Source organism: Williamsia sp. SKLECPSW1, assembly GCF_054332755.1.
Genome location: NZ_JBTGLI010000001.1, coordinates 2,675,108 through 2,691,676, shown reverse-complemented (window position 1 = coordinate 2,691,676; position 16,569 = coordinate 2,675,108). Strand labels below are relative to the sequence as shown.

21 protein-coding genes are annotated in these 16,569 nt (G+C 70.4%); 11 read left to right on the top strand and 10 right to left on the bottom strand.

Features of this window, described 5'->3' with window-relative positions:
* The first annotated feature begins 29 nt into the window (after window positions 1–29).
* The 3 genes from ACXVUM_RS12670 to ACXVUM_RS12660 are packed head-to-tail and all read left to right on the top strand — an operon-like array spanning window position 30 to window position 2,597.
* On the top strand, window positions 30–776 hold the full coding sequence (locus ACXVUM_RS12670; protein WP_458522131.1) for a response regulator transcription factor: 747 nt from the start codon (window positions 30–32) through the stop codon (window positions 774–776).
* Window positions 776–2,179 carry a sensor histidine kinase gene (locus ACXVUM_RS12665; RefSeq protein WP_458522130.1) on the top strand — a complete coding sequence of 468 codons (1,404 nt, stop codon included), beginning with the start codon at window positions 776–778 and terminating at the stop codon, window positions 2,177–2,179. Before ACXVUM_RS12670 ends, ACXVUM_RS12665 begins: the two co-directional genes overlap by 1 nt.
* 34 nt (window positions 2,180–2,213) lie before the next feature.
* On the top strand, window positions 2,214–2,597 hold the full coding sequence (locus ACXVUM_RS12660) for a hemophore-related protein (RefSeq protein ID WP_458522129.1): 384 nt from the start codon (window positions 2,214–2,216) through the stop codon (window positions 2,595–2,597).
* Window positions 2,598–2,637: 40 nt separating this feature from the next.
* Here the strand turns inward: ACXVUM_RS12660 and ACXVUM_RS12655 are convergent, their stop codons facing one another.
* Window positions 2,638–3,591: an ROK family protein gene (locus ACXVUM_RS12655; protein WP_458522128.1), complete on the bottom strand. Its 954-nt coding sequence runs from the start codon at window positions 3,589–3,591 to the stop codon at window positions 2,638–2,640.
* A 225-nt stretch (window positions 3,592–3,816) separates the two neighbouring features.
* Between ACXVUM_RS12655 and ACXVUM_RS12650 the strand changes: the two genes are divergently transcribed.
* A complete protein-coding gene (locus ACXVUM_RS12650; RefSeq protein WP_458522127.1) occupies window positions 3,817–4,329 on the top strand; it encodes a DUF6328 family protein in 513 nt (170 codons plus the stop codon).
* On the opposite strand, the gene ACXVUM_RS12645 is transcribed toward ACXVUM_RS12650, so the two are convergent.
* From ACXVUM_RS12645 to ACXVUM_RS12630, 4 genes are all read right to left on the bottom strand, one after another.
* Window positions 4,304–4,666: an FKBP-type peptidyl-prolyl cis-trans isomerase gene (locus ACXVUM_RS12645; RefSeq protein ID WP_458522126.1), complete on the bottom strand. Its 363-nt coding sequence runs from the start codon at window positions 4,664–4,666 to the stop codon at window positions 4,304–4,306. The two genes, ACXVUM_RS12650 and ACXVUM_RS12645, sit on opposite strands and share 26 nt — an antisense overlap.
* Window positions 4,666–5,982 (bottom strand): citrate synthase, encoded by a 1,317-nt coding sequence (locus ACXVUM_RS12640; RefSeq protein ID WP_458522125.1) that lies wholly within the window; start codon window positions 5,980–5,982, stop codon window positions 4,666–4,668. Before ACXVUM_RS12640 ends, ACXVUM_RS12645 begins: the two co-directional genes overlap by 1 nt.
* Window positions 5,983–6,054: 72 nt before the next feature.
* A complete protein-coding gene (locus ACXVUM_RS12635) occupies window positions 6,055–7,002 on the bottom strand; it encodes a carbohydrate kinase family protein (RefSeq protein ID WP_458522124.1) in 948 nt (315 codons plus the stop codon).
* Window positions 7,003–7,021: 19 nt separating this feature from the next.
* Window positions 7,022–7,948, bottom strand: coding sequence for an aldose 1-epimerase family protein (locus ACXVUM_RS12630; protein WP_458522123.1), 927 nt, complete (start codon window positions 7,946–7,948; stop codon window positions 7,022–7,024).
* A 107-nt stretch (window positions 7,949–8,055) separates the two neighbouring features.
* Between ACXVUM_RS12630 and ACXVUM_RS12625 the strand changes: the two genes are divergently transcribed.
* The 5 genes from ACXVUM_RS12625 to ACXVUM_RS12605 all read left to right on the top strand — a co-directional run bounded on the left by ACXVUM_RS12625 (window position 8,056) and on the right by ACXVUM_RS12605 (window position 11,682).
* Entirely contained in the window at window positions 8,056–8,736 is a 681-nt protein-coding gene (locus tag ACXVUM_RS12625) for a 5-oxoprolinase subunit B family protein (protein WP_458522122.1), read from the top strand.
* Window positions 8,733–9,608 carry a 5-oxoprolinase subunit C family protein gene (locus tag ACXVUM_RS12620; protein WP_458522121.1) on the top strand — a complete coding sequence of 292 codons (876 nt, stop codon included), beginning with the start codon at window positions 8,733–8,735 and terminating at the stop codon, window positions 9,606–9,608. The genes ACXVUM_RS12625 and ACXVUM_RS12620 overlap by 4 nt, the downstream gene beginning before the upstream one ends.
* A gap of 189 nt (window positions 9,609–9,797) precedes the next feature.
* The gene (locus tag ACXVUM_RS12615) at window positions 9,798–10,793 is read left to right on the top strand and encodes an oxygenase MpaB family protein (protein ID WP_458522120.1); all 996 of its coding nucleotides are present in this window, start codon (window positions 9,798–9,800) and stop codon (window positions 10,791–10,793) included.
* A 161-nt stretch (window positions 10,794–10,954) separates the two neighbouring features.
* Window positions 10,955–11,254, top strand: a complete 300-nt coding sequence (locus ACXVUM_RS12610) for a DUF1540 domain-containing protein (protein ID WP_458522119.1) — start codon at window positions 10,955–10,957, stop codon at window positions 11,252–11,254.
* Between the two features lie 56 nt (window positions 11,255–11,310).
* Window positions 11,311–11,682: a dihydrofolate reductase family protein gene (locus ACXVUM_RS12605; protein WP_458522118.1), complete on the top strand. Its 372-nt coding sequence runs from the start codon at window positions 11,311–11,313 to the stop codon at window positions 11,680–11,682.
* Window positions 11,683–11,686: 4 nt separating this feature from the next.
* Here the strand turns inward: ACXVUM_RS12605 and ACXVUM_RS12600 are convergent, their stop codons facing one another.
* The 3 genes from ACXVUM_RS12600 to pdxH are packed head-to-tail and all read right to left on the bottom strand — an operon-like array spanning window position 11,687 to window position 14,436.
* Entirely contained in the window at window positions 11,687–12,502 is an 816-nt protein-coding gene (locus ACXVUM_RS12600) for a phosphatase PAP2 family protein (protein ID WP_458522117.1), read from the bottom strand.
* A 21-nt stretch (window positions 12,503–12,523) separates the two neighbouring features.
* Window positions 12,524–13,789, bottom strand: a complete 1,266-nt coding sequence (locus ACXVUM_RS12595; RefSeq protein WP_458522116.1) for an MFS transporter — start codon at window positions 13,787–13,789, stop codon at window positions 12,524–12,526.
* Window positions 13,789–14,436, bottom strand: a complete 648-nt coding sequence (pdxH, locus tag ACXVUM_RS12590; protein WP_458522868.1) for a pyridoxamine 5'-phosphate oxidase — start codon at window positions 14,434–14,436, stop codon at window positions 13,789–13,791. The genes ACXVUM_RS12595 and pdxH overlap by 1 nt, the downstream gene beginning before the upstream one ends.
* 116 nt (window positions 14,437–14,552) lie before the next feature.
* Here pdxH and ACXVUM_RS12585 point away from each other — a divergent pair, with 116 nt between their 5' ends.
* On the top strand, window positions 14,553–14,948 hold the full coding sequence (locus ACXVUM_RS12585; RefSeq protein ID WP_458522115.1) for a hypothetical protein: 396 nt from the start codon (window positions 14,553–14,555) through the stop codon (window positions 14,946–14,948).
* Between the two features lie 90 nt (window positions 14,949–15,038).
* Here ACXVUM_RS12585 and ACXVUM_RS12580 read toward each other — a convergent pair whose 3' ends face one another.
* Together ACXVUM_RS12580 and ACXVUM_RS12575 are read right to left on the bottom strand one after the other, a co-directional pair.
* Window positions 15,039–15,503: a hypothetical protein gene (locus tag ACXVUM_RS12580; protein ID WP_458522114.1), complete on the bottom strand. Its 465-nt coding sequence runs from the start codon at window positions 15,501–15,503 to the stop codon at window positions 15,039–15,041.
* Window positions 15,500–16,156, bottom strand: a complete 657-nt coding sequence (locus tag ACXVUM_RS12575; protein ID WP_458522113.1) for a hypothetical protein — start codon at window positions 16,154–16,156, stop codon at window positions 15,500–15,502. Before ACXVUM_RS12575 ends, ACXVUM_RS12580 begins: the two co-directional genes overlap by 4 nt.
* Before the next feature lie 80 nt (window positions 16,157–16,236).
* Here ACXVUM_RS12575 and ACXVUM_RS12570 point away from each other — a divergent pair, with 80 nt between their 5' ends.
* The gene (locus ACXVUM_RS12570; RefSeq protein WP_458522112.1) at window positions 16,237–16,563 is read left to right on the top strand and encodes an ASCH domain-containing protein; all 327 of its coding nucleotides are present in this window, start codon (window positions 16,237–16,239) and stop codon (window positions 16,561–16,563) included.
* Window positions 16,564–16,569 lie beyond the last annotated feature (6 nt).

Sequence of the window (16,569 nt, the reverse complement as noted above, 5' to 3'; positions counted from 1 at the left end):
TGCCGGACACGTTCGGCACAATGGCCGCCATGACGACCCCGCCGGACCACGACGACGCCACCGCCGCGGACCCGGTGGACGTGCTGGTGGTCGACGACGATCCCGACGTCCTGCACTCCCTCGAACGCGGGCTGCGGCTCGCGGGATTCGCCGTCCACACCGCCACGGGCGGCGCGCAGGCGTTGCGCAGCATCACCGACCACCGACCGTCGTTGCTGGTCCTCGACATCAACATGCCCGACCTCGACGGGGTCGCCGTGGTGACCGCGTTGCGCGCGCTCGGCGACGACATCCCCGTGTGCGTGCTGTCGGCGCGCACATCCGTCGACGACCGGATCACCGGCCTCGAGGCCGGTGCGGACGACTACCTGACCAAGCCGTTCGACCTCGGCGAGCTCGTCGCACGACTGCGCGCGCTGCTGCGTCGCCGCCCGAGCACGTCCTCCGACCCCGACGTCGCGCCCACCGACCACCGCCGACTCACCGCCGAACACCTCGTCGTCGACGTCGACGCCCGGCAGGTCACCAGCGACGGGCACCCCGTGGAGCTCACACGCCGGGAGTTCGAACTCCTCGTCGCGTTGGCCGAGCACCCCGGGATGGTGCTCAGTCGCACCCAGCTGCTCAGTCAGGTGTGGGGCTACGACTTCGCCGCCGACACCAACGTCGTCGACGTCTTCATCGGCTACCTGCGGCGCAAGCTCGAGGACGCGGGACAGCCGCGGGTGATCCAGACCGTCCGCGGTGTCGGGTTCGTGCTGCGGGCCCGCGCGTGATGGCGATCCGGCGGCGCTCCCCGTCGCTGCGGACCCGTGTCACCGCGGCGGCTGCGCTGGTCACGGTCCTCATCGTGCTCGCGGTCGGAACGGTGGCCTGGGTGCAGGTGTCCACCGGCGCCTACCGCGAACTCGACGCCCGGGTGAACACCCTGTCCGCCGCGTTCCAGCCGAGCCTGTCGACCTCGAACACCGAGACCATCACCTCCGGCGTCTCCGACGGCGCGCTGGCGACCGCACGTATCGGCGGCATCGTGCTGCAGTCGACCAGCACCCGCATCGCGGCCCGCGGCGTCGGCGAGGGGGACGTCACGATCGACGGCACGAAGTACCGGGTGAAGACCACCTCCGTCGCGAACTCCGGTCTGCTGAACGGCCTGGTGATGTCGTCGGTCGCGATCCCCTCGCAACCCACCCTCGACCGCATCTCCTCCCAGCACCGGGCGCTGCTCCTCATCGGGTTGGGTGCCGTCGCGGCATCCGCGCTGCTGGCGTGGTTGCTCGGTGGTCTCGCCATCCGCCCGCTGCGTCGGCTCGCCCACCAGACCGAGTCCATCCCCGTCGACGCCGGGCCCGACGCCCCCGAACGCGCCGCGCTCACCCGTATCCGGGGCGCCCGCGAGGCCGAGGACCTCGCGACGGCGATGGAGAACCTGTTGCGTCGCGTCGACATCGAGCGCGCACGGACCCACGAGGCGTTGGTCACCGCCCGCGACTTCGCCTCGGTGTCGGCCCATGAACTGCGGACGCCGCTGACCGCCATGCGCACCGACCTCGAGGTGCTCGAGTCGTTCGCCCCCGACGCCGCCGCACGCGCCGAGATCGTCGGGGATCTGCGCCGATCGCATGCCCGGGTGCAGGAGACCCTCGCGGCGCTCGAGAGCCTGGCCCAAGGTGACCTCGGAGGCCGCGACCGTGTCGACTGCGACCTCGCCGACATCCTCGACCGCGTCGTCACCGAGGCCCGTGCGCAGCACCCGCACGTCCGCATCGACCTCGACTCACCGCCGTCGGTGCCCGTCCGGGTCGTCGAGACCGGCGTGCGGATGGCCGTCGCGAACGCCATCACGAACGCAGTCCGGCACGGCGAGGCGCGGCACATCCGTGTCGGTGTCGAGGGCCGCGGTGACGCCGTCGGGATCGTCGTCGACGACGACGGACACGGCGTACCACCGGTCGACCGTGAGCGGGTGTTCCGTCGCTTCGAGCGCGGGACGAGCCGTCGATCGGGCTCCGGACTCGGGCTCGCCCTCATCGCCCAACAGGCCCGACTGCACGGCGGCCACGCCGAGCTGTCGGAGAGTCCGTGGGGTGGAGCGCGTCTCACCGTGACCCTGGCACCCCCTCCGCGGATCGGTACGGTCGGGGTGGGACGCGCCGCTGCAGACCCCCGGCTCCGATGAGCGCGTCCGCCCCGTCAGCGAAGGGTCTCCCTCCATGACTTCTCGACGTCCCTCCACCCCGCGCCTCTCGCGCGCCGTCGCCCTCGGTGCCGCAGTGCTCGGCACCGCCGCCGCCCTCGCGTTCCCGACGGCCACCGCCTCGGCCGCGCCCCAGGACCGTGTCCCCGGCACCGACTGCACCACCGCACAGGTGGAGCGCGCCGTCCGGGCGACCTCACCGGAGGTCGGCGGGTACCTGGACAACCCGCGCGTCCGCGCCGAGTTCGAGAGGGTGGTCGTGCTGCCCGAACCGCAGCGCACCACCGAGGTCACCCGTCTGCTGCAGCGCGATCCGCGCCTGGCCGCCCTGGTGCAGCAGTACCGGCCGATCGTGGACCAGCGTGTGGTGCTGATCCTGTCGACCTGCGACCGCTACTGACGCACCCGGAGCCGACGCATTCCGGTCCGACGCGCCGGGATCAGGCGGGCAGGTCGCGAGCCAGCGACGCCGCGCCGACGATCCCGGCGTCGTCGCCGAGTGCCGACACGACGAAGCGACGGTCGGGGTCCGGTTGCAGCACCCACGGTGCCGTCGACTCGGCGATGCGATCCGCGAGGTCCTGACCGAGCTTCTCGGCGAGCCCTCCGCCGATGACGACGAGCCCCACGTCGAGGATGTTGAGCGTCGACCCGAGCGCGACACCGAGCGCGTCGATGGCGGTCGCGAACAGCTCGGTGGCGAGCGGGTCCTCCTCCTCGAGCGCCTTCTTCCAGACCTTCGACGTCACCGTCGGCTTCCCGACCTCGTCGCGGATCTCGAACAGCCGCGTGTGTCGACCGGCCGCCTGCATCGCCGTCGCGGTCACCTCCATCTGCCGCCGGCCGGCGTAGGCCTCGACGCACCCGCGACGACCGCAGCCGCACAGCGCGCCGCGCTCCTGCACGACGACGTGCCCGATCTCGCCGGCAGCTCCGCGTGTGCCGCCGTGCAGGCGTCCACCCAGCACCAGCGCACCGCCGATGCCGGTCCCCATCCAGACGCCGAGGGCGTCCTCGACGCCGTGCGCGGCGCCGGCGAGGTGCTCGCCCAGCATGCCGACGTTCACGTCGTTGCCGAGTGCGACGGGCAGATCGAGCCGGCGACCGAGTTCCTCGTCGATCTGGACGGGCTCGGACCAGTTGCCGAGGTTGGGGACGGTCAGCACGTCACCATCGTGCACCACTCCGGGGATCCCGACGCCCACGGCGGCCGCTCGCTCGTCGAAGGATCGGACGAGGTCGGCGATGGTGTCGAGGACGGCTTCCGGGCCATCGGTCGGCGTGTGGGTCTTCGCGCGATCGATCACCGTATGGTCGGGGGCGACCAGGCCGACCTCGATGTTCGTTCCGCCGACGTCGACACCGGCGACCGGGCGGGACCCGTGCTCATTCATCTCTGCAGTCTGTCACGGGTGCGCGGATCACCTCGGCGTCCGACGTCTCGGTCGCGGGGGGACGGCAGTCAGCGGGCGCGCTCTGTTCTCGACGCCGGGGTCACTCCCGGCCGACGGCCTCGTGGCCGCACCGGAACCGGGAGCGACCGCCCGTCGATGCGTCACTGATCCCCGTGTACCCGTCACAGGGGATGTGAACCCTCGTCCTGTGTTGTGATCGCAGATGTGGACGACGACGACTGGAACGAGCGCGCCCGAGGCGAGACGCCCGTCGAGCGACTCGACCGCAACTGGTCGTCGCTGCTGCAGGAGATGCGTGTCATCCAGACCGGCATCCAGCTGCTCACCGGGTTCCTGCTGACGCTGCCGTTCCAGTCCCGGTTCAGCAGCCTGGACGACCGGGACACCACCGTCTACCTGGTCACCCTGACGGCATCGGCCCTGGCGACGGTGATGCTGGTGGCACCGGTCGCGATGCACCGGATGTTGTTCCGCCAGCACGCCATCGAGGAGATAGTGACATGGGCGAACAGACTCGCCGTCGCGGGTCTGACCCTGCTCGGAGTGGCCGTGATCGGTGTGCTGACGCTGATCTTCGACGTCGTGGTCGACGAGACGGCCGGCCTCGTCGTGGGTGCGGTGGTCGCCGTCCTCGCGATCGCGCTGTGGGTCGCGGTACCGATGATCGTCCGGCGACGCACCGGTGGTGGGGTCAGCTCACCCCGAGCAGGTCGATGACGAAGACCAGCGTCTTGCCCGACAGCCGGTGGCCGGCGCCCTCGGGGCCGTAGGCCTGCTCCGGCGGAACGGTCAGTCGACGACGCCCGCCGACCCGCATCCCGGGGATGCCCTCCTGCCACCCCACGATGAGGCGGTCGAGCGGGAAGTTCGCGGACTGGCCCCGATCCCAGGAGGAGTCGAACTCTTCGCCCGTCTCGTACTCGACACCCACGTAGTGCACGTCGACCACACCGTGCGGCACGGCCAGGTCGCCGTCGCCGACGACGATGTCCTCGGTGACCAACTCGGTGGGCGCGGGGCCCTCGGGGAACTCGACCTCGGGTTTGGTCGGCATCAGCGGTCACCCATCGTCAGGAAGTCGCGCTCGGTGGCGCCGGTGTAGATCTGGCGCGGACGCCCGATCTTGGTGGTCGGATCGGTGTTCATCTCTTGCCAGTGTGCGATCCAGCCGGGCAGGCGGCCCAGCGCGAACAGCACGGTGAACATGCGCGTCGGGAAGCCCATCGCGCGGTAGATGAGACCGGTGTAGAAGTCGACGTTCGGGTACAGCTTCCGCTCGATGAAGTAGTCGTCGGAGAGGGCGACCTCTTCGAGACCCTTCGCGATGTCGAGCAGGTCGTCGGTGACGCCGAGCGTCTCGAGGATCTGGTCGGCGGTCTTCTTCACGATCGCCGCGCGCGGGTCGTAGTTCTTGTAGACCCGGTGCCCGAAGCCCATGAGCTTCACACCGGGCTCCTTGTTCTTCACGCGCTTCATGAAGTCGGTGGTGTCGCCGCCGCCGGCCTTGATGTCGTCGAGCATCTCGAGCACGGCCTGGTTGGCGCCGCCGTGCAGCGGGCCCCAGAGGGCGTTGATGCCGCCGGAGATCGACGTGAACAGGTTCGCCTGCGACGACCCGACGAGCCGCACCGTCGAGGTGGAGCAGTTCTGCTCGTGATCGGCGTGGAGGATGAACAGCATGTCCAGAGCCTTGGCGACGCGGGGGTCGACCTCGTAGGGCTCGGCGGGGAACCCGAACGTCATGCGCAGGAAGTTCTCGACCAGCGACAGCGAGTTGTCGGGGTAGAGGAACGGCTGACCGACCGACTTCTTGTAGGCGTAGGCCGCGATGGTGGGCAGCTTCGCGAGCAGGCGGATCGTCGACAACTCGACCTGCTCGGGGTCCTTCGGGTCGAGCGAGTCCTGGTAGTACGCGCTGAGCGCGTTGACGGCGCTGGAGAGCACCGGCATCGGGTGCGCGTTGCGCGGGAACCCGTCGAAGAACCGCTTGAGGTCCTCGTGCAGCAGGGTGTGCCGCTGGATGCGGGTGGTGAAGTCCTCGAGCTGGGAGGCGCTGGGCAGCTCGCCGTAGATGAGGAGGTAGCTGACCTCGATGAAGGTCGACTTCTCCGCCAGCTGGTCGATCGGGTACCCGCGGTAGCGCAGGATGCCGGCCTCACCGTCGATGTAGGTGATGGCGGACTTCGTCGACGACGTGTTGACGAAACCACCGTCGAAGGTGGTCATCCCCGTCTCCGACAGGAACTTGCCGAGCGCGACGCCGGGGGCGCCCTCGGTGGCCTCGACGATCGGGAGATCGACCGCTCCCCCTGGGTACTCGAACTTCGCGGACCGGGCGTCAGACCCGGTAGACACTGCTTCGGCGGACACTCGGGCCCCTTTTCGACTGGCTGGAGCCGTCTCGTGAACGGCGATCCAGATGTGCGTATCCCTGACTCCACGCTAGTCGTTGGACAGCTCACCCGCCCACGGAGGGTCGGCGCCGGGCCGCGACACCGTGATGGCGGCCGCGCGAGCTGCGAACGCGGCACCTGCCCGCCAGTCGTCGTCGGTCAGGGACCGGACCGCCTCGGGGCTCAGCGCGTCGCGGGTGTCGAGCCAGTGCATCAGCGCCCCGACGGTCGTGTCGCCGGCACCGATGGTGTCGACGGCGGTGACCGGCGGCGCCGGGACGGCGACCGTCCCCGTCGCGGTCGACACGGAGATGCCGTCGACACCACGTGTCGAGACCACCGCGGCCACACCGGAATCCAGCCAGTCCTGCGGGGTGGATCCCTCCGGTCCGTGCCCGAGCCAGTCGGCGTCGTCGTCGGAGACCTTCACGACGTCCACCGAGCCCAGCCAGGAACGGAAGCGTCGACGATAGGCGTCGGCGTCGTCGATGACGGCGCTGCGGATGTTGGGGTCCAGCAGGACGAGCCGACCACGCTCGTGGTGTTCGACCATCATCTGCGCGTACACCGACGCACCCGGCTCCAGCACCAGCGACAGTGTGCCGAACGCCAACGCACGCACCGAGTCCGGGAGCGGACCGGGGTCGGTGACCCTACGGTCAGCGGTGCCCTCGACGTAGAAGCTGTAGGCGGCGGATCCGTCCACGCCGATCGTGGCGAGCGCGAGGGACGTCGGCGCCGGGTCCCGCTGGACCAGCGAGGTGTCGACACCCGCGGCGTGCAGCGACGACATCAGGGCGTCGCCGAAGTGGTCGGCGGAGATCCGCGAACAGAACGCGACCGTCGAACCGAGTCGACCGAGCGCGATCGCGGCGTTGAACGGGCCGCCACCGAGCGCGGGATGCAACGGTGCGAGGCCCTCGGCGTCGACGTCTCGCCCCCGCCCGTCGAGGACGAGGTCGACGAGGGACTCACCGCACACGACGATGCGACTCACGCGGGCACACCCGTCCGACTCACGCCGGCACACCCCGGTGCCGCAGTCCCCATTCACCCGACCACCGCTGCCCGGGTTCGAGTACGACGAGGTCCACCCCCGACGCGAGCGCGTCGGGCGGTGCCGTCATCGGCTCGACGGCCAGGGCTCGACCCCGGTCGGGGAAGCCCTGATCGTGGGCGGGATCGGCGGTGAAGACCTGCGCCCAGCCGAAACCGGGCGACGTCCACAACTGGGTCGCCTGCCCCTCGGGGTCGGCGAGGGTCGTGACGTGGCGGCCGTCGGTGACGGCGAGATCGGTGAACGGCGTGTCCAGCCACAGACCGTCCAGTCGACGACCGGACCGGAAGTCTCGCTCGGTGCCGTCGACGGACTCGGGATCCCCCTGCGGCAGTTGCCGTTCAGGATCCAGCGGAAGGTACCTCGCGGCGGGGAAGGTGAGTGTGCAGTCGTCGACGGGGGCGTCGCCGGCGCGGATGAACGTGTGGAAGCCGAGCGCGAACGGGGACCGAACGTCGCCGGTGTTGGTGACGGTCGTCGTGACCGTCAGCCCCGTCTCCTCGTCCAGGACGTACTCGACGACCAGGGTCAGGTCGAACGGCCAGCCCGGGTGGCGGCCGATCGGGACGCCGAGGGTGACCGACCGCTCGGTGGCGTCGTACAGCGCCCACTCGACCGTCCGCACGAAACCGTGCATGGCGTTGTTGCGCGCGGTCTCGGTGATGTCGAGCTGGTGCTCGACCCCGTCGAAGGTGAACCGCCCGTCGGCGGTGCGATTGGGCCAGGGCGCGAGGACGAGACCCGCCGACAGCGGCGGCTTCTCGTCCGGGGCGACGGGCGGCGACTCGGTGAGCAGACGGCCCGCGTGGCGGACCTCACGGAGCCCGGCGCCGTGGGAGACCACGACGGCCGAATAGTCACCGGCGGAGACTGCGAACTCACCCACGGTCCGAGTCTGGCACACCGGCCGACCCCCTCGGTCCGGAGTCACGACCCGCGTCGGGCACCGGCCGTCGGGCGCCGGATCGCCCACCGGCGTCGTACGGTGAGTCCGTGCGCGAGTCCCCGGCCGGTCAGGACGCACTCCTGCTCGATTTCGCCGACGACGAGATGGCGTGGCGTCGTGCGGTGCAGGCAGGGCGGGCGCTGCGGGCCGCCGTCGAGGACGGGCGTCTGCCCGACGTGCTCGACGTGGTCCCCACCGCGCAGGCGGTGCTGGTGCAGGCTCGGCCGGGACGAGGCATCGACCGTCTCGGCGTACGACGGGTGCTGCGGTCCGCTGCGAGCGCGGCCGACGACTCGGACCGTGCCGGTGTGGACCCGACCGGCGCGGACACGCTGACGATCCCGGTCGACTACGACGGGGAGGACCTCGGCGCGGTCGCCGACCGACTCGGGACCGACGTCGACACGGTCGCGGCCGCCCACGCCGCCATCGTGTGGCGGGTGCAGTTCGTCGGTTTCGCACCGGGTTTCGGATACCTCGTGCCCCACGAGACACCCACCGCGGAACTCGCCCGCTCGCTGTGCGCGATCCCGCGGCGGGCGGAGTCGCGACCATCTGTGCCGGCGGGCGCGGTGGCCGTCGCGGCGGGGTACTCGGCGGTCTACCCCCGATCGTCCCCGGGCGGGTGGAACCTGCTCGGTCACACCGACATCGCGCTGTGGGACGTCGACCGTGACCCGCCGGGACTGCTCGAGCCCGGCCGACCGGTGCGGTTCGAGGCCACGTGAGCGCCCTCGTCGTCACCACCGCGGGTCCGCTGACCACGGTGCAGGACCTCGGCCGTGGCGGGTTCGCCCACCTCGGCGTCCCGCTGTCCGGCGCGGCCGATCGCACCTCCGCGGCGACGGCGAATCGACTGGTGGGCAACGACTCCTGCGCGGCGCTGCTGGAGGTCACCCTCGGCGGGTTGGTGGCGGTCGCCGAGGGCACGGTGACGTTCGCCGTCACCGGGGCGCGATGCCCCATCACCGTCGACGGGACACCCGTCGGGCATGCCTCGACCGTGACGGTCGCCGACGGCGGGACCGTCGCGCTGGGATCCGCCACGTCGGGGTTGCGGTGCTACCTGGCGGTCCGCGGGGGCATCGACGTGCCGCGCGTGCTCGGCTCGAGATCGACCGACACGCTGTCCGGGTTGGGTCCGGCGCCCGTCGTCGACGGTGACCGACTACCGCTGGGCAGCGAGACCGACGGCTGGCCGGGCGAGACGATCGCCTTCGGCGAAGTCGGCGACGACGGCCCCGACGTCGTCGAACTGCGGATCGTCCCCGGCCCCCGCGACGACGCGCTGACCGATCCGAGCGCACTGACCGCGGGCGAGTGGGTCGTCGATCCCCACAGTGACCGCGTCGGCGTGCGACTCAACCGCGACCCCGGCCGCGACGATCCCGCGATCCGCCTGCTCCCGGGGCGTGACGAGGTGCCCTCGGAGGGCGTCGCACTGGGGTCGGTGCAGATCCCGCCGAGCGGACAGCCGGTCCTGTTCCTCGCGGACCACCCCGTCACCGGGGGCTACCCGGTCGTCGCCGTCCTCACCGCCGACGCGACCGATCGGGCGGCGCAACTCGTCCCGGGCCGGCGCGTCCGCCTCCGCACCTGACGACCTGACGACCCGGCGACCCCATGACCCCACGACCCCACCCGTCGAGTGGGCGGTAACCGACGTCCATTGGGCGGTTGCCGACGCCGACTGGGCGGTTGCCGACGTCCATTGGGCGGTTGCCGACGCCGACTGGGCGCTCACGGAGATCGTTGACGCGTATTTGAGACGAGAATACGATCTCGTCTCATGACGTCGACCCCGATACGGCCGACCATCGACGAGACGTTCGGACCGGACTCGGCGAGCTGGCGGTTCTTCGGCGGCTGGCACGGCATGCTGATGGGCCTGTGGTCGGGGTCGATGCAGAACATGCACCCGAAGCTGGGCGAGGCCGTCTGGGATCACTCCGACTTCTTCGGCGAGCGATGGCAGCGGCTGATGCGCTCGCTCTATCCGATCATCGGCGTCGTGTTCGACCCCGTGGGCGACTCGGGCGAGGTGGAGACCGGGCGGGAGATCCGCGACTACCACCGGGAGATCAAAGGCACGATGCCCGACGGGTCGCGGTATCACGCACTCGATCCCGACGTCTTCTACTGGGCACACGCCACGTTCTGGTTCGGTGCGGTCCGGTGCGCGGAGTACTTCGGTCCACCCATCACCGACGCCGACAAGCGCGCGATGTTCGCCGAGTCGCGCGCGTGGTACGCACGCTACGGCGTCAGCATGCGACCGTGCCCCGAGACCTACGAGGACTTCCTCGCCTACTGGGACCACATGTGCCGCGAGGTGCTCCGAGATCACCCGGCGGTCCGCACCGTCCTCGACATCTCCGAGTTGCCCGCGCCCCCGTTCCTGGCGTGGATGCCCGACGCCGTGTGGAGACGCCTGGCGGGACCGGTCGGACGCGGATTCCTCTGGGTGACGACGGGTCTCTACGACGAGCCCGTCCGCGAGATGCTCGGGCTGACCTGGTCCGAGCGCGACGAGCGGCTCCTGCGGTTCGGCGGCAAGTGGTTCGACCGCGCGTTCCGGCTGCTTCCGCACCGACTCCGGATGCACCCCCGGGCACGGGACGGATGGGACAGGGCCACAGGGCGTCTCGCGCCCGGCACCCCTCCGATCGAGACACCGGCCCGCAATCTGCCGCCGCGCGCCGAGTGGGGGTCGCCGATGCACTACTGCCCTGTCACCGCCGCCCGCCGGGCCGATCTGCCGTGGGAGTCCAGCGCCGAGAAGTGAGGTAAGGGTTGCCTTTTCGGGGTCGATGTCCGATTTGAAGGGTTGCCTGACCTTGCTGGCGGGCGTCGAAGATCCCTCCTAATGTCTGGTTCAGACACGTGGTCCGACGATCCGCACCGCGTGGACATCAGCCCGATCGACCGCGAGACCCGGAGGTTCAGATGGCCACCCTCGAGATGCCCCACGTCAGCGAGTGCAGCGTCAGCAGCTGCTCCTACAACCACGACGGCTGCCACGCCTTCGCCATCAACGTGGGCGGCGCGAACGGCACCGCCGACTGCGGCACGTTCATCCCGTTGTCGGTCAAGGGTGGTCTCGACGTCGTCTCCCCTCAGGTGGGCGCCTGCCAGCGCTCCGACTGCGAGCACAACGCCAACCTCGAGTGCACCGCCGCCGCGGTCCGCATCGGCGCCGGCGAGAGCTCCGACACCGCGAACTGTCTCACCTACAGCAAGCGCTGAGACCGCTTCGCACCGATCGACCCGAACGCCCCGCCCTCACCGGCGGGGCGTTCGTCGTGTCTGCGGGTGACGGGCCGTTCCGCGACGGGCTGAACGCCGCCACCAAGTACGTCGTCTCCCGTGACGCGACGACGCCACTCCCCTGGCCGAACTCGGTGCTCCTCGCCGGCGACGGCGTGGCGCGCGTCCGCGAACTCCGCGAACGCCCGGGCGGGAACCTGGTCGTGATGGGCAGCGGCGAACTGGTGCGGGCCCTGCTGCCGGCCGGGCTCGTCGACGAGATGTTGCTCATGACCCACCCGGTCGTGCTCGGGTCGGGGACGACGCTGTTCTGCCCCGGCGAGACCCCGGTGCGGATGACCGTGGTCGATTCGCGGACGACGTCCTCGGGCATCGTGCTGACGACCTGTCGGCCGCGATCCGACTGAGTGGTCAGCGACGGACCCGCGAGGGCGCGTATCGATCGTCGACCGGCCACCGCTCGAACTCGGCGTCGGGTCGCGTACGCGTGGGGCCGAGGGTGAGGATCGCGAAGACGACCGCGGCGACGACACCCACGGCGGCGAGGATCGCGTGCCCGGTGTAGGCGGACCACAGCACCGGGCCGACGAGCCCGACGACGGCGGTCCCGACCGCGGCGACGGGTCCCCATCCGGTCTCGCGGGTCGACGTCGGGACCAGGATGAGCAGCGCACCGACCATGAAGAGCGACCCGATGACGTCGCTCGGTCGGTGCGCACCGACCTCCATGAGTCCTTGCCCGACGACGGTCACCCACATGGCGCCGACGACGGCCATGAACGGTGCGAGCGGGCGCGGCGCGGCGCGGATCGCCGCCGCGACGCAGCCCGCAGCAGCCGCGGTGTGCCCGCTGGGGAACGTGTTGAAGGCCGAACGGGCGATGTCGATGAGTTCGGGGCGGGGCAGGATGACCGTCCGCAACGCTCGCGCGACAACCACGCCGACGACAGGCAGGACGAGCAACGGGATGATGGACGCCCGCCGTCGGGACAGCAGACCGAGTCCGATCACGACGACGCCGGCGACCACCCACAGTCGGGGATCGGTGACACGTTCGAAGCCGATGCGATGCAGGATTTCCCGCCACGAACTCGCCCCGAACATCTCCTCGTACAGCCGTTGGTCGACCGATTGGCCGCGGCGCGTCCACACCGTCACGAGATAGACCGCGGCCATCGCGGCGAGCAGCACCACGCTGCCCGCGACGCGCGCGGTCATCTCCTTCATCGGCGCCACGTTACCGGCGGATCAGTGGGTGACGCGGTAGCGCACGAACGCGGGCACCGCCAGTGCCGCGACGATCGTCAACACCACGACACCGACGCCACCGCCCGCGGTCGTGGCAGCCACACCCGCGACAGCGGCCACACCGCCGTGCGCCACGTCGGCGATGCGGGGGCCGCCGGCGACGACGACGGTGAAGACGCCCTGGAGCCTGCCGCGAACGTCGTCGTTGGCCGCCGACTGCAGCATCGACTGTCGGAACGCCGCCGACGCCATGTCCGCGGCACCGCCGATCATGAGCAGGGCGATGACGATCGGCAGGATCGGCAGTGCGCTGCCCCCGGCGAAGGCGACCGCGATCCCCGCACCGGTGATCGCCAGACCCCACACCACGATGCACACGATGACCGCGAGTCCCTGGCGCTCGACGCGGGAGACCCATCCGGAGAACACCCCGCCGACAACGGCTCCCGCTCCGATGGCCGCGAACAGCAGCGCGAACGCGAGACCACCGTCCTCGGGACCACCGAAGTTCTCGTGCGCCATCTGGGGGAACAACGCCCGCGGCATGCCGAAGACCATCGCGATGAGGTCGACGACGAACGACATCAGCAGCACCTTGTGCCCACGCAGGTAGACGAACCCGTCGATCACCGACCGCAGCCCGGCGACGCGCGGGGCCGAAGCGTCGCGCTCGGGCTTCAATGACGGCAGTGCGATGACCGCCCAGAGCGTCGCGAACAGGAAGATCGTGTCGATCAGATACAGAGTCGAGTAACCGAGCTGCGGGATCAGTGCGCCACCGACGACCGGCCCGACGATCGCGCCGGCCTGCATGACCGTCATGTTGAGCGAGTTCGCCGCCGGCAGGTCGGCGATGGGGACGATCTTCGGCAGGATGGCCGATTTGGTCGGCTGGTTCACCGCGAAGAAGCCCTGTTGCACCGCGAACAGCACGAGGATCACCCACACGTTGTTCACCCCGGTCGCAGCCTGCAACCAGAACAGGGCGCTGCAGCCGATGAGGCCGAGGGTCGTGATGATGAGCAGCACGCGCCGGTCGACGATGTCGGCGACGGCGCCACCCCACAGTCCGAACACGACGAGGGGGACGAGACCGAAGAGTCCGGCGAGTCCGACATATGCCGAACTGCCGGTGACGGAGTAGATCTGGGCCGGGACCGCGACGACGGTCAACTGGGCCCCGATGACCGTGACGATGTTGGCGGTCCACAGCCGTCGGAACTGCGGACTGCGCAGCGGCGCGGTGTCGGCGAGGAGCCCCGCCATCAGGGTTGGAGCCGGGCGACGGTCCAGCCGTCGTCGGTCCGTGTGGCGCGCACGCGGTTGTGCAGTCGGTTCGCGCGACCCTGCCAGAACTCGACGGTCGTCGGCTCGATCCGGAAGCCACCCCACCCGTCGGGCAGGGGCACCGGGCCGTCGTCGTCGGACGTCCCGAACCGCTTCTCGACCTCATCTGCCCTGCGACGCAACGCGTCCCGCGACTCGATGGGACGGGACTGGTCGGAGGCGACGGCACCGAGCCGTGACCCGCGGGGGCGGCTGTCCCAGTACGCCTGTGTCTCGTCGCGGTCGACGCGCACGACCGGCCCACGCAGGTGCACCTGGCGTTCCATCGCGATCCACGGGAACGTCGCCGACGCCGTGGGATGCGTGGCGAGGTGGCGGCCCTTGTCGGAGTCGAAGTTGGTGTAGAAGGCGATGCCGCGCGCGTCGACCGCCTTGCAGAGCACGGTGCGGGTCGACGGGGCGCCGTCGACGTCGACCGTCGCGACCACCATCGCGTTCGGCTCGGGCACCTGGGCGTCGACCGCCTCGGCGAGCCACCGCTCGAACAGTTCCAGCCAGACGGGATCACCGGTCAGCCATTCGGGTTCGAGGTCGTCGCCGCCGCCCGCCCGGTACCCGACGCGCATCCCCGAGACGTCCACCGCATCGCCATTCACGTGCGACGACGCTACTCCCGGTGCACGACAGAGGATCGTCGAGGACTGCATGGGTCAGACGGTCCGATCGGGGGTATCCAGGACACATGACGACGATCACACAGACCCCCACCTCCGACGCCGCCTCTGCCCTGCCCCGGGTGATGGGCGCCGCCACCATGCTCTACAGCGCTGCCGTGCTGGTGCGTCCGAGCCTCCTCGCGAAGCCGTGCGGTCTCGCCGCGACCGACGACGTCCCCCGATCGGTGGCCGTCCTCGTGCGCGGCATCGCCGCCCGGGACCTGGCGAGCGGTGCCGCCATGGTCGCCGCGCCCCACGGGGCGCCTCTCCGGGCAGCGACCGCGGTGCGTGTGGCCTCCGATCTCGGTGACGCCGTCGTCTTCGGGACCGGCCTGACCCGGCAGCGGGCACCCAAGGTGGCGGCGGTCGCGGCACTGTGGGGCGCTCTCTGTGCGGCCAGCGCGGTGGTCGCCCGGACCTGACCTGTCATCCGCGCCTCGGCGAGCGGTCCGGCACGCTCCGCGGTGGCACGACACCCCTTCCGCTCTTGCCACTCCCCTGGCGGAGGACGATCAGGGATACCGCGGGAGTTCACCGTCAGCGTCATCGGATGCTCGATTCTCGTCGTGCGATCGCTTGGCCGTCATGGATCCGAGGACACCGATCGTCACCAGGAACGCGAAAGGCACGGCAGTCAGGAACAGCCCGAACGACGGCATGCACAGCTCGGCATCACAGCGAGGACGCCCGCGGAACTCGTGCACCTCGTAGAGGGCCGCGGCGAGTGCCAGCGCCCAAAAGATCGTGAAGGGGATCGATGCCGCGACGGCACGTCCTCCCGCCCTCAGCATCGCCGAACTGCAGAGCAGAACGCCCGCCGCGACCGCGGCGACGCTGTGGAAGACATGGACGAATTGCCATTCGTCGACGAGTGTCTGCGTGTCTCCCCTCGGCACGAAGTACCAGACCGCGAGCGTCCACGGAGCCACCAGCGTCGCCACCACGTGGACGGTCTCCCACACCGGACGCAACGTCATCGCGGCTGAGCGGGCGTCGGCGGCGGGGGGAACTCGTCACCCGGTGGCGGAGGGAAAGTCAGCGTCGGACTGCTGCGAGCGGGAGATGGCGCCGCGGACAGGTTCCGGGGGGAAGCGCGCAGGGCGTCCGCCGCGGCGGCGAGCGGTGCAGACGAGCGGTCGCGCGCTTGGCTCTCGGTGACCTCGACGTGTCCGTGTACTGGGACCACGGTGTACCAGTTCTCCGAGGCCAGGTAGCGGGTGTAGAAGAGGTACCACTGTCCGATCCGAAGTGGCCGGTCCCCATCGACCGAGAAATAGACCCCGTCGCGGACACCGCCCTGCTGGTTGAGGGTCACCGACGGTGCCGCGGATCCTTTCACCGACGCCGCGGTGGTGACGGCGAATTGCGTCTCCGGCAGCGGCGGATTCAGCGCCCTGCTCGCGGTGGCGGAGTCGACGCGGCCGGAGAAGATGTTGGTCGAGATGGCCACCAGGTTCACGAGGTCGGACGTATCGACGACCTGGTTGATCTCCACGATTCGTGTGGTCGTCGGCGTCCCGGTGGGCGGGGCGCCTCTGTTGATCGGCGACTGCCCGCAGGATGTCGCGCCGGCGACCGCAACAGCTGTCGCCACGAGATGGACGGCAATCCTCGCCCGGCCCGGCGTCATGCGGAAGAGTCCTCACGAAGGCCACAGAGCAGCGACAACATGCGCCTCGGCATGGCTGCACGCTACAGGGGGCGAGACATATGACCGAGTCACCGACGCAGATCCTGACCTTCTCTCCGACCTACCGTCGGGATGTCCTGGCGGGCATCAAGACGACCACGGTGCGGTGGGATGAGGACCTGTCGATCGGGCCGGCGTCGATCGTCTTCGACGACGACCCGCACACGGCCCGCACGGCGACGATTCTCGCGATCACCCACCACCGGTCGGACGCGATCGACGCAGCCGATGTCGGAGCGTCCGCGCAGACGGACATGCCTGTTTTCGTCGAGCAACTCCGCGCAAACCACTACCCGAAGATGCCTGCGCTTGCGACGCTGATGGTGGTCACGTTCGCGCTTGCCTGAGCGCAC